At 68.4% G+C, this 11,515-nt stretch carries 11 protein-coding genes; 8 read left to right on the forward strand and 3 right to left on the reverse strand.

Annotation, left to right across the window (positions count from 1 at the left end; all coding sequences use genetic code 11):
• Positions 1 to 14 precede the first annotated feature (14 nt).
• Genes Q0A27_RS02065 through Q0A27_RS02075 form a run of 3 tightly spaced genes read left to right on the forward strand, consistent with a single transcriptional unit; the run spans position 15 to position 1,861 of the window.
• On the forward strand, positions 15 to 509 hold the full coding sequence (locus Q0A27_RS02065) for a MarR family winged helix-turn-helix transcriptional regulator (RefSeq protein ID WP_291473420.1): 495 nt from the start codon (positions 15 to 17) through the stop codon (positions 507 to 509).
• A gap of 12 nt (positions 510 to 521) precedes the next feature.
• Positions 522 to 1,481 (forward strand): universal stress protein, encoded by a 960-nt coding sequence (locus Q0A27_RS02070; protein ID WP_291473421.1) that lies wholly within the window; start codon positions 522 to 524, stop codon positions 1,479 to 1,481.
• A 41-nt stretch (positions 1,482 to 1,522) separates the two neighbouring features.
• Positions 1,523 to 1,861 (forward strand): hypothetical protein, encoded by a 339-nt coding sequence (locus Q0A27_RS02075; protein WP_291473422.1) that lies wholly within the window; start codon positions 1,523 to 1,525, stop codon positions 1,859 to 1,861.
• A 21-nt stretch (positions 1,862 to 1,882) separates the two neighbouring features.
• Here the strand turns inward: Q0A27_RS02075 and leuS are convergent, their stop codons facing one another.
• Positions 1,883 to 4,732 carry a leucine--tRNA ligase gene (leuS, locus tag Q0A27_RS02080; RefSeq protein ID WP_291473423.1) on the reverse strand — a complete coding sequence of 950 codons (2,850 nt, stop codon included), beginning with the start codon at positions 4,730 to 4,732 and terminating at the stop codon, positions 1,883 to 1,885.
• 28 nt (positions 4,733 to 4,760) lie between these two features.
• Here leuS and Q0A27_RS02085 point away from each other — a divergent pair, with 28 nt between their 5' ends.
• The 4 genes from Q0A27_RS02085 (at position 4,761) to Q0A27_RS02100 (ending at position 8,332) form a co-directional block, all read left to right on the forward strand.
• Positions 4,761 to 5,384, forward strand: coding sequence for an SdpI family protein (locus Q0A27_RS02085; RefSeq protein WP_291473424.1), 624 nt, complete (start codon positions 4,761 to 4,763; stop codon positions 5,382 to 5,384).
• A 514-nt stretch (positions 5,385 to 5,898) separates the two neighbouring features.
• Complete coding sequence (locus Q0A27_RS02090) at positions 5,899 to 6,336, forward strand: hypothetical protein (RefSeq protein ID WP_291473425.1); 438 nt, start codon at positions 5,899 to 5,901, stop codon at positions 6,334 to 6,336.
• Positions 6,336 to 7,328: a ribokinase gene (locus Q0A27_RS02095; RefSeq protein WP_291473426.1), complete on the forward strand. Its 993-nt coding sequence runs from the start codon at positions 6,336 to 6,338 to the stop codon at positions 7,326 to 7,328. The genes Q0A27_RS02090 and Q0A27_RS02095 overlap by 1 nt, the downstream gene beginning before the upstream one ends.
• Positions 7,329 to 7,339: 11 nt before the next feature.
• The gene (locus Q0A27_RS02100; protein ID WP_291473427.1) at positions 7,340 to 8,332 is read left to right on the forward strand and encodes a bile acid:sodium symporter family protein; all 993 of its coding nucleotides are present in this window, start codon (positions 7,340 to 7,342) and stop codon (positions 8,330 to 8,332) included.
• Between the two features lie 16 nt (positions 8,333 to 8,348).
• Here the strand turns inward: Q0A27_RS02100 and Q0A27_RS02105 are convergent, their stop codons facing one another.
• Together Q0A27_RS02105 and Q0A27_RS02110 are read right to left on the reverse strand one after the other, a co-directional pair.
• Positions 8,349 to 9,836, reverse strand: a complete 1,488-nt coding sequence (locus Q0A27_RS02105) for an ATP-binding protein (protein ID WP_291473428.1) — start codon at positions 9,834 to 9,836, stop codon at positions 8,349 to 8,351.
• Positions 9,837 to 9,865: 29 nt separating this feature from the next.
• Positions 9,866 to 10,420 (reverse strand): NUDIX domain-containing protein, encoded by a 555-nt coding sequence (locus Q0A27_RS02110; RefSeq protein WP_291473429.1) that lies wholly within the window; start codon positions 10,418 to 10,420, stop codon positions 9,866 to 9,868.
• A 71-nt stretch (positions 10,421 to 10,491) separates the two neighbouring features.
• On the opposite strand from Q0A27_RS02110, the gene Q0A27_RS02115 reads away from it, so the two are divergent.
• Positions 10,492 to 11,496, forward strand: a complete 1,005-nt coding sequence (locus Q0A27_RS02115) for an iron-siderophore ABC transporter substrate-binding protein (RefSeq protein WP_291473430.1) — start codon at positions 10,492 to 10,494, stop codon at positions 11,494 to 11,496.
• Positions 11,497 to 11,515: the final 19 nt, after the last annotated feature.

An 11,515-nucleotide genomic window follows, 5' to 3' on the forward strand; every position in this document is an offset into this window, starting at 1 on the left:
GTAGGTTAGAGAGCATGACCGTCTCTTCCCTCGGCGTCGCGAAGCAGCTCCGTCCGGTACTCACCCGTCTGTACCTGCTCTACTTCCGCCAGACCGCCACCTCCGCCATCAGCATGGCCCAGCTGTCGATCATGATGAACCTGCAGGACAACGGCCCCCTGCGCATCAGCCAGATCGCCGACCTCGAAGCCATCCGGATGCCCACCGCCTCCAACGCGGTGAACCATCTGGAGCAGATGGGCCTCGTCTCCCGCGTCCGCGACGTCAGCGACCGTCGTGGTGTGCGTGTCCGTCTCACGGACGAAGGCACCCGCCAGCTCGAGAAGATCACCGAGGAGCGCGTCGAGCAGCTCGCCACGCTGCTCAACGGACTCACCGGCGAGGAACTGCAGCAGGTCGAGGACGCCCTGCCGCTGTTCGACCGGGTTCTCTCCACCTTCGGCCCCCACGTCACCGGCACCTCGACCGAGGCCGACGCGGAGACCACCGACGGGGACGCCGCGAAGTAACCCGTGGCCGCCGTGAGCACCACCCGGATTCTCCTGGCCTGGCGTCCCGGCGACGGGACCCCAGGCTCCGCCGGTGCGGACACCGCCGCTGTCGCGGCATGGATGTCCCGTAGCGGACCGCTGTCGATCCGTCCCGTCTGCGTCATCCCGCGCATCTGGCCGGGAAGCCCCGCTGGCGGCAGCGTCGTCGACCCGGACACCCTGGACAGGGTCAGAGACTGGGCGCGCGCCGAGACCGCCGCCTGCCTGGCGGACGCCTGTTCCGCACTCCGTGAGGCCGGTGTCCCCGACGAGTGCATCGACACCGGCGCATCCGGCTCCGACGGGACGGACACCCCGCTGGTCAGCCATTCCGAGACCACGGCCCTGATCACCGCCGCCACCGACTTCGGTGCCGACCTGATCCTCATCGGTTCCCGCGATGACGCCCCCGAAGGGCGGTTCCGGGCCGGTGCCACCGCAGATGCCCTGCTGCACTGCTCCCCGCTGCCGGTGCTCGTCGCGCCGCACCTGCCGACCCTGTCGAGCCACGGTGTGACCCGGGTGAGCTGCGCCTACGTGGACACCGAACAGTCCCAGCAGGCACTGCGCCACGCCGCGGACCTCGCCGCCCGGTGCTCGGTGCCGCTGCGCCTCGTCGCCTTCAGCCCGGTCGGGGCCACGATGTACCCGACCCGCGTCCCCCTGCCCGACAGCGCCGATGCGCTGGAGCGGTGGCGGACCCAGGCGGAGGCCATCCTCGCCCGTGGCCGGAACCGCGCGCTGGAGCGTCATCCGGGGCTGGAGGTCCAGACCGGGGTCGGTACCGGCGACGACTGGGCCGGCGCCATCAGTGACCTGCGATGGAAGAAGGGCGACCTGCTGGTCGTCGGTTCCTCCGTCCTCGGTTCCTTCAACCGGGTCTTCATCGGCCCGTCGACGAACCAGATCCTGCGTCATTCCCCCGCCCCGGTACTCGTCAGCGCCGTGTGACCCCCTGTGGTCGTGGGGTGTGGCTGGGTTACGCTGGAACCATGGATTCGATGGACAGTTCCGAGGACCTGATCTCCCATCTGGAGCAGGAGGACCACCGCGCCACCGTCCGGTTGGCGTGGCGGCTCGGTCTCGGCGTACCAGTCCTCACCCTGCTGACCCTGCTGGTCTTCTGGCTGATCACCGGCGATTCCGTGGCGACCCACATCGCGCCGATCGTCGTGGCCCTCGTGGGTGTGGTGGGGACCTGTGTCATCACCAGCCGCAAGTGGAGCCGCTACCATGCCTGGGCGCCGCTGATGGGCGCCGTGTGGGCGCTGGTGCCGTGGTTCCTCCTGGTGGCCACGACACTCCTGCCGAAGCTCATCCTGGGGGAGTAGCGGGCACCTGCGTCCGGGCCCCTACCTGGCGACGATGTTGACCATCTTGCCGGGGACCACGATGATCTTCGCCACCGTCTTGCCCTCGATGTGCGCCTGTACGTTCGGCTCGGCGAGAGCGGCGGCCTCGACGGCGTCACGGGCGGCGTCCACCGGGACGGTGATGCGGCCACGGACCTTGCCCATGACCTGTACCGGCAGCTCGACAGAGTCGTCGACCAGCCACTTCTCCTCGAAGGTCGGGAAGTCGACGTGGGCCAGTGACCCCTCGTGGCCCAGACGGGTCCACATCTCCTCGGCGATGTGCGGGGCGACCGGGGCCAGCATGAGCACCAGCGGCTCGACCGCGGCCCGGGGCGCAGACGCACCGGCGTAGGCCTTGGTGAGGTAGTTGACGTACTCGATGAGCTTGGCGACGGCGGTGTTGTCCCGCAGGTTCGCGTAGTCGTCACGCACGCCGGCGACGGTGCGGTGCAGGGCACGGCTGTCATCGTCGGTGAGGGCGGCATCTCCGACTGCGACGTCCCCGGTGGCCTCGTCGACCGCCAGACGCCAGGCACGCTGCAGGAAACGCTGCGCACCGACGACGTCCTTCGTCGCCCAGGGGCGGGAGGTGTCCAGCGGGCCCATCGACATCTCGTAGACGCGGAGGGTGTCTGCACCGTAGTTGTCGCAGATCTCATCGGGGGAGACGGCGTTCTTCAGGGACTTGCCCATCTTGCCGTACTCCTGGGTGACCTCTTCGCCGTTGTAGAAGAACTTCCCGTCCTTCTCCTCGACCTCGGCGGCCGGGACGTAGACGCCACGGGTGTCCGTGTAGGCATAGGCCTGGATGTAGCCCTGGTTGTAGAGGCGGTGGTACGGCTCGTAGGAGCTGACGTGCCCCAGGTCGAAGAGGACCTTGTGCCAGAAACGGCTGTACAGCAGGTGCAGCACGGCGTGCTCCACACCACCGACGTAGAGGTCCACGCCGCCGGAGGGCATGCCCTCGCGCGGGCCGGTCCAGTACTTCTCGTTCTCGATGTCGACCAGCGCGTCCGAGTTCGTCGGGTCGATGTAGCGCAGCTGGTACCAGGAGGATCCGGCCCACTGCGGCATGACGTTCGTGTCGCGCCAGTAGGTCTGCTCGCCGTCGCCGAGGTCCAGGGTGACCTCGACCCACTCCTTCGCCTTCGCCAGCGGCGGCTGGGGCTCGGTGGAGGCGTCGTCCGGGTCGAAGCTGACCGGCTTGTAGTCCTCGACCTCGGGCAGCTCGACCGGCAGCATGGACTCGGGCAGAGCGTGGGCCACACCGTCGGCGTCGTAGACGATGGGGAAGGGCTCGCCCCAGTAGCGCTGACGGGCGAAGAGCCAGTCACGCAGCTTGTACTGGATCTTCTCCTCACCGAGGCCCTGCTCCGCGAGCCAGGCGATGGTCGCCTCGATAGCCTCGGCCTTGTTCTTCCCGTCGAGGGTCAGCCCGCGATCGTTGCCCGAATTCACGAGGACGCCGTCGCCGGTGTACGCGGCGTCCTGAACGTCATCCCCACCGGACACGACCTCGTGGATCGGCAGGCCGAAGACGGTCGCGAACTCGTGGTCGCGCTCATCGTGGGCGGGCACGGCCATGATCGCGCCGGTGCCGTAGCCGGTCAGCACGTAGTCTGCGATGAAGACGGGGACCTGCGCGCCGTTGACCGGATTGGTCGCGTAGGCGCCGGTGAAGACGCCGGTCTTCTCCTTGTTCTCCTGACGCTCCAGGTCGGATTTCGCGGCGATGGCCTTCCGGTAGGACGCCACGGCGTCCTTCGGGGAAGCCTCACCGTTGGTCCACAGCGGGTTGGTGCCCTCGGCGTAGGGGGCGTCGGTGACCAGCGCATCCACCAGCTCGTGCTCGGGTGCCAGGACCATGTAGGACGCACCGAAGAGCGTGTCCGGGCGGGTGGTGAACACCCGGATCCGGGCCTCGGACCTGGGTGCGGCCAGCTCGACGGCGAAGTCGACCTCGGCACCGCGGGACCGGCCGATCCAGTTGCGCTGCATGGACTTGACCTTCTCCGGCCAGTCCAGGTCGGCGAGGTCGTCGATGAGGCGGTCGGAGTAGGCGGTGATGCGCATCATCCACTGCGACAGACGCTTGCGGAAGACGGGGAAGTTGCCGCGCTCGGAGCGTCCGTCCGCGGTGACCTCCTCGTTGGCGAGCACGGTGCCCAGGCCCGGGCACCAGTTCACGGTGGAGTTCGAGCGGTAGACCAGGCGGTGCTCGTCGAGCGCCTCCTGCTGCTGCTTCGGGGTGAGGTCGGCCCAGGCGGTGCCGTCGACACCCTCGGCGATGAACTTCTCCTCGAGTTCGGCGATGGGGCGGGCCTTCTGGGCATCCGTGTCGAACCAGGAGTTGTAGATGCGCAGGAAGATCCACTGCGTCCACCGGTAGAAGTCGGTGTCGGTGGTGGCCACGACGCGGCGGCGGTCGTGGCCCAGACCCAGGCGACCGAGCTGACGCTCCATGTTGTCGATGTTCGCCTGGGTGGTGGTGCGCGGATGGGTACCGGTCTGCACGGCGTACTGCTCGGCGGGCAGGCCGAAGGCGTCGTAGCCGAGGGTGTGCAGGACGTTGCGGCCCAGCATGCGGTTGTAGCGGGCGTAGACGTCCGTGGCGATGTACCCCAGGGGGTGGCCGACGTGCAGGCCGACACCCGAGGGGTAGGGGAACATGTCCTGGACGAAGAGCTTGTCGTCCGGCAGCGCCTGGTCCGGGTCAGCGAGGTCCCCGACGGGGTTCGGGGCGTTGAAGGTGCCCTGCTCCCGCCAGGTGTTCTGCCAGCGGGCCTCGATGTCGCCGGCGAGCTCCGGGGTGTAACGGAAGGGGGTGGACTCGCTGGAATTACTCATGGCTGCTCATTGTAATAGACTGCTGGTCATGATCGTTCTCTCTGTCCTGCTGTTCGTCCTCGGTGTTGCGGTGCTGGTCACTGGTCTGATGGGGCTGACGGGGAGACTGCCGGGCAACAGGTGGGTGGGCCTGCGTATCCCGGAGGTCCGCAAGTCGAAGGACATGTGGGTCACCGGGCACCGCATCGCCGGCCCGTTCTGGACCGGTGCTGGCATCGCCCTGCTGCTCGGTGGGCTGGTCAGCCTGCAGGGAGGCTGGCTGTGGGCCGTTGCCGGTGTACTGGCCGTCGGAGCTCTGGCGCTCATCGGCACCGGTGCGGCGAATGCGGCGCACATCATGGCGCAGATCGACCTGCGCAAGGGTCAGGAGGCGGAGCAGAGGCGTGCGGCGGCCGGATGCTGCTCCTCGGGGAGCAGTGCTCCTGCCGCGTCTGCCGCATCTTCGCAGGACGCCGGCCTGGTCATCCCGCCGGTGAAGGACGCCACCGGTACCGTCTCCGCGGCCGGTGACTCCTGTGGCGGGTCCTGCGGCGACTGCGGTGCCTGCGACCACGGGGACGACGACCTGTCCGGAACCACCACCTCGCTGAATGCCCCGTCGCTGGACATGGACGCCGCCCGCCGTGCCATGGCCGCCCAGGACGGGAAGTAGGACGCAGCTCCGGCACCACCTGCAGATCCACGGTGGGGACCGGGGAAACCGGCAGTCCCTCGCAACCCTGCTACGCCAGCGAGGTCACCCGGAGAGAGCACACCGGCAGCTACCGGGATGCCGATCGCGTTGTAGATGAACGCGAACACCAGGTTCTCCCGGATATTGCGCATCGTGGCGTGCGGCAGGGGCGTCGGGTATGGTCTCCTTGACCGGATCGACGACGGCGAGGGCCGCGGAGATCCAGAACCGGCGGGTCATGTCCGTCAGCTCGGGGTCGGGGCCGGTGGCGTCACCGGCCTCTTCACCGGCTCCAGGGCCCTCCCGCACCTCAGGGTGCATGGGGCAGGTGTACTCCCTCGTGGGCATCGTCTCCTCCTTCCACCTGCCACCGTAGGCGTCGCGCGGCGCATGTCGCGTGGACCACCGCCGACCACCGCCGACCACCGCCGACCACCGCCGCGGGTACCGTCGCAGGTACGACAACCGCACCGGATGAGGAAGAGGCTGCCCCATGCGAACCATGACGATCACGAGGACCGCCACCCTGCTGGCCGCGGCCGGCATTGCCCTGGCGGGCCTGGCCGCCTGCTCCGGCGAGGAGCGCAGCGAGGAGAACTTCTGCTCGACCGTCAACGACCACCGCGACCAGTTCACCGCCGCGATGGACACCGTCACCTCCAGCGCCGATATCGGCGACGGCCTGAACCAGGCCGGAGACGCCTTCAACAATCTCGGTGACATGTGGTCTGAACTGGCGGACGTCGCTCCCGAGGACATCCAGGACGACGCCGAGACCATGGACAAGGCCTTCGGCTCCGACTCCGACGAGACCGAGGAGACCGAGGAGACCGAGGGCTCCGGTGGTCCGCTCGCCGGTCTCTCGGACGCCCTGGGCACCGCGAAGTCCGCAGTGAACATCAACAACTACGTCAACGAGCACTGCAGCTGATGGCCACCGGCTCCGTCGTCTTCGTCTGCGGCACCGTCAACATCGACACCTTCGTCCGTGTCGATGCCTTCCCGACCGCCGGGGAAACGGTCATCGCCACACCCGGCGCGCTGCCCGACGGCGGGAACCAGGCTCTCGGTGGCAAGGGCGCGAACCAGGCCGTCGCCGCCGCAAGATTCGCTGTGACCACGGGAGATGACACGGACACCACGGTCCGGCTCATCGCCACAGTGGGCGAGGACGCCGCAGGTGAAACCGCTCTCGGCGTCCTCCAGGATGCCGGTGTCGACATCTCCGGGGTGGCGCGCACCTCGGTTGCCCCGACCGGCCAGGCATTCATCATGAATGACGCGGCCGGGGAGAACATCATCATCGTGACCTCCGGGGCGAACACGGTGACCGACCCGGCGTCCTTCCCCGGCAAGGAGGGCGAGGAGCGGGCGGACGTCCTGCTCGCGCAGGGCGAACTGACCCCGGAGCACTCCGCGTCGCTGCCTGCGCTCGCGGAGCGACTGGGTGCCCGGTTCGTGCTCAATCTCGCACCGGTGACGACCCGGAACCCGGACCTCGTCGCCGCTGCCGACCCGTTGATCATCAACGAGACCGAGGCGGCGGATGTCCTGGGCGTCCCCCGGGACATCGGACTGGACGAGGTGCTCGACGGGCTCGCCGCGGCGGTCGGACGGGGACTTGCTACAAGTGCCGTGGTGACGCTCGGGGCGCAGGGCGCGCTGGTCATCGAGGGTGACGGGGAGGATCAGCGCACGATGGTGGCGTCCTCTCCCGTCCCGGAGGTGGTGGACACCACCGGTGCCGGCGATGCGTTCGCCGGCACCCTGGCCACCGCGTTGGCGCAGGGAATGTCCCTGGTGGACGCCGCACGGTACGCCGCTGCGGCCGGTTCACTGGCGGTGCGTGCGGCAGGGGCGGCGTCCTCGTATGCGCGGGGCGATGCTGTGCGGAATCTCGCAGAAAACTGTGTCGACCGATAAGGTGTCTCACTATGAGGAACTTCATTGACCGCATCCTGGGATACCGACCCGATCTGCTGATCGTTCTCATCATCCTCGGCGTGGTACTGGCGCTGATCTTCCCGGCCGACGGCGCCTTCGCCGACGTCATGGACTGGGTCGTCAAGATCGTCATCGGCGTGCTGTTCTTCCTCTACGGTGCGCGCCTGTCCACGCGCGAGGCCCTCAACGGACTGATGCACTGGCGGCTGCACCTGCTCATCCTCGCCTTCACCTTCCTGCTCTTCCCGCTCATCGGGCTGGCATTGATGCCGTTGCAGCATGCCATCGGCGAGGACCTCTACCAGGGCATCCTGTTCATGTGCCTGGTGCCGTCGACGGTGCAGTCGTCCGTGAACTTCACCTCGATCGCCCGCGGCAATGTGCCCGGCGCGATCATCAGCGCCTCGGCGTCCAACATGATCGGAGTCATCGTCACCCCGGTGCTGGTCCTGCTGCTGATGACCTCAGGCGACGGCGGCCTGACCATCGACACCTCGGTCTTCCTCGACATCGCCCTGCAGCTCCTGGCACCGTTCATCATCGGCCAGATCGCACGTGCCGTCTTCCCGGCGGTGCAGACCTTCGCCAAGGCCAAGCCGACGAGCTACGTCGACAAGATCTCCATCGGCCTGGTGGTCTACGTGGCGTTCTCCGAGGGCATCGTCATGGGCGTGTGGTCCTCGGTGAGCTGGGGCGCGATCGTCGGCATCTGTGTCGGCTCGGTGGTGCTGGTGTGGATCATGCTGACGGTGACCTCGTGGGTAGCGAGGAAGCTGGGCTTCAACTACGCCGACCAGGTAGCGATCCAGTTCTGCGGCACGAAGAAGTCCCTGGCCTCCGGCCTTCCGATGGCGACGGTGATGTTCAGCGGGGGAGCGGGGCTGATCATCGTGCCGCTGATGATCTTCCACCAGGTGCAGCTGATGATGTGTTCCTTCCGGGCCTCGAAGTACGAGCAGAAACGCCCGGAGAACACCTGGTAGGACGCGGGGCGCCAGCTCACCCCACCACCACGGCCAGCGTCCGGTCGGACAACCGCCACTCGTCACGACGCTTCGATGTGCGGTGCAGCAGCTCCCGCTGGGCCAACCAGGTCATCAGCGTCCTGGCGTCCGCCTCGGTGGACTGCTGCAGGGCCGCCGCCCGCGCCAGCGTGATCACCGCGGTGCCGGCTGACCCCGCACCACCCGCACCACCGGAACCGCCCAGCAGGTAACGCAGCACGACCAGCGTCGCGGCGTCCCGCGTGATGCCCCGGCCGAACTCCTCCCGGATCGCCGAGAGCGCCGCGACAAATGCCTGGTCGGCGACACCGTCGAAGAGCACCACATCCACCGAGTCCGCCCGCACGTCCACCGTCGGCGGCTCGAACCCCGCCGCGAGCATCGACACCCACATCCGGTCGAAACCCCGCGAGGACCATTCCACCAGTCCGAGGATCTGCATCGCATTGACCAGCGACGGGTTCCTCGGCTGCGACGGCCCCGACAGCAGCCGTTCCGCGGCCACACCCGGCGCGAGCCCGCCCGGCGAGGAGACCCGTAACATGTCGGTCGACTGGTACACCACCACCGGTTCCGGCCGTGACCAGTCCCGGTGCAGCAGCGCATTGTTCAGCGCCTCGGCCTGCGCCGGCACCGGCATCACCGTGTCCGCATGGGACCTGACCAGGCGTTGCAGCGCCGGCGCGGCAAGGATCAGCGGGTCATGGATCTCCGTCTCCGCGACCATGTCCCCGCCCGAGTCCCGGAACAGGTGCCGGGCCACCGGACGCTCCGGGTCCGGTCTGCCGAACAGGATCCGCGCGGCCAGAGTGGGGGAGCCGTCGGGAGTCAGCAGGTCCAGCGCATGCAGCACCGGTTCCGGCGCACCGTCACCCACGGCCTCGGCGAACCAGCCACCCCGCTCCTGGAGGACGCCGCACGCCACCGACAGCCCGTGCGGATCAAGGGCGGACGCCGGCATCGCGACCGCCCGTGCCGTCGGATCCGGATTGTGACGCACCCGCCCCAACGCCACCCGCTCCTCCCCGTCGAGCGGCAGGCACGCGTCCCCGACGCGGTGCTTCACCACCCCGTCGAAGCCGGTGTACACGGCCATACCTGCGGCGACGCGGATGATGACCAGGCGGGCGCCATGGACCTCGGCGGACCAGGCGTCCACGGTGAGGTGGGGACGCGTGTTCGCGAAGATGGTGTGGGCGATGTCCGCCGGATCCCGGTCGGTGCCGTTGAAGGCGTCCGGGCCGGGGGTGCGGTCGGCGATGCCGAAGACGATGAAGGCGCGCCCCGCCGAGCCGTTGGCGAAACAGGTCGCCGTCCTGACCAGCATGTCCACGACCTTGGCCGTGGCATTGCGGGTGGGGGTGTGCGCCGGATCCTCCTTGAAGTCGAGGACGGCGGACTCCAGGTCGTCAGCGGTCGCGCCCTCCCAGATGCGCTCCAGCGCATCCGCGACAACATTGGGCAGCGCCCGCTTCCGGCTCATGGTTCAGTGCTCAGATTCAGTGTCCGGACTCAGTGCCAGGCCGGCCGGTCGCGCTTGACGTAGCCCATCCGCGGCCGGAACCCGGACGGATGTTTGAGCTGGGCGACAGCGTCCGCGATGACCAGGCGGAACCGCGGGTCCAGGGGAGGAAGCTGGGCGATCTGGAACCAGCCGACCTCGGTGGATTCCTCGTCGTTGACGCGCGGGGTCCAGGCGTCCTCCGAATCCCCGGTGACGACGCAGCGCAGCGTGGTGTCCATGTACCGGCAGACGTCGCCGTTGGGGTAGGTCACCGGACCGACGGCGCCGACGCCGATCAGCGCGTCCACCTCGACGGTCAGGCCGGTCTCCTCGCGGACCTCACGGACCGCGGCGGCATGGGGCTCCTCACCAGGGTCGACGATGCCGCAGACCGGCGTCCACCGGCCGTCGTCGGCCCGACGGACCAGCAGGACCTCCGGGGTGGCGAAGGCGGGAGCGTCGGGGGCGACGTCCTTGACGACGATCGCGGTGACGCCCGGGAGCCACAGCTCGGCGTGGCCGATGTGCTCACGGAGTTCGGTGATGAACGGCGGTGTTCCCATGGGGTCCGAGTCTAACGCGGTACGCAATTCAGGGCTGTTCAGTTCCCCGGGCTAACGGTAGGCTCACCTGCATGACCTCCAGGATGATGCGCATCAGCGCGGCCGCCATGGCCCTCACCACCGCAGTCGCTCTCGCGGCCTGCTCCTCCGACGACGACGATGACGACACCTCCTCGTCATCGTCCTCCTCCGAATCCACCGCCACCGACTCCTTCCCGGTCTCCGTCGACACCAAGTTCGGCGAGGTCGAGATCGAGGAGCAGCCGCAGAAGGTCGTCGCCCTGGGCTGGGGCGACGCCGAGATCGCCACTGAGCTGGGCGTCCAGCCCGTCGGCGTGAGCGACTGGCTCGACTTCGGCGACGACGGTCTGAGCCCGTGGGCGGAGGCGTCCTATGACGAGGCCCCTGAGCTGCTCGGCACCATGGAGCTCGACTACGAGAAGATCGCCGCGCTGGAACCGGACCTCATCATCAACGTCCGCTCCGACGGCTCCGAGGACACCTACAAGAAGCTCTCCGCTGTCGCGCCGACCGTCTCCGCACCCGAAGGTGCCGACAACTGGACGACCCCCTGGGACACCCAGGTCGAGATGATCTCCACCGCCCTCGGCGAGAGCCAGAAGGGCGAGGACCTGGTCACCTCTGCTAACGACCGGATCACCGAGGTCAGGGACGCACACCCGGAGTGGTCGGAGAAGACCGGTACCGTCCTGGCGAAGACCAGTGAGGAATGGGGCGCGTACGTCACCGGTGACGCCCGCGCTGACCTGTTGGCGGACATCGGCTTCCAGCCGAACCAGGAAATCACCGATCTCGCCGGCGACACCTTCTACGTCTCCCTGTCCGAGGAGAACATCGACAAGGCCGACTCCGACGTGGTCATCGGCTTCCCGATCATGCTCTCCGCCGACGAGCTCACCAAGGACACGGCCTGGAACTCCCTCACCGCAGTGAAGGAGGGCCACGCTGTCGTCGCCGACGACGAGCTCGCCAACGCGATTTCCCTGGGCACCCCGGCCTCCATGCTCCACGCGCTCGACCTGCTGGTCCCGCAGCTGGAGGACGCCACGGAATAGCCCTCCACGGAGGTCCCGT

Source organism: Corynebacterium sp. (genome assembly GCF_022712275.1).
In the GTDB taxonomy this organism is placed as follows: domain Bacteria; phylum Actinomycetota; class Actinomycetes; order Mycobacteriales; family Mycobacteriaceae; genus Corynebacterium.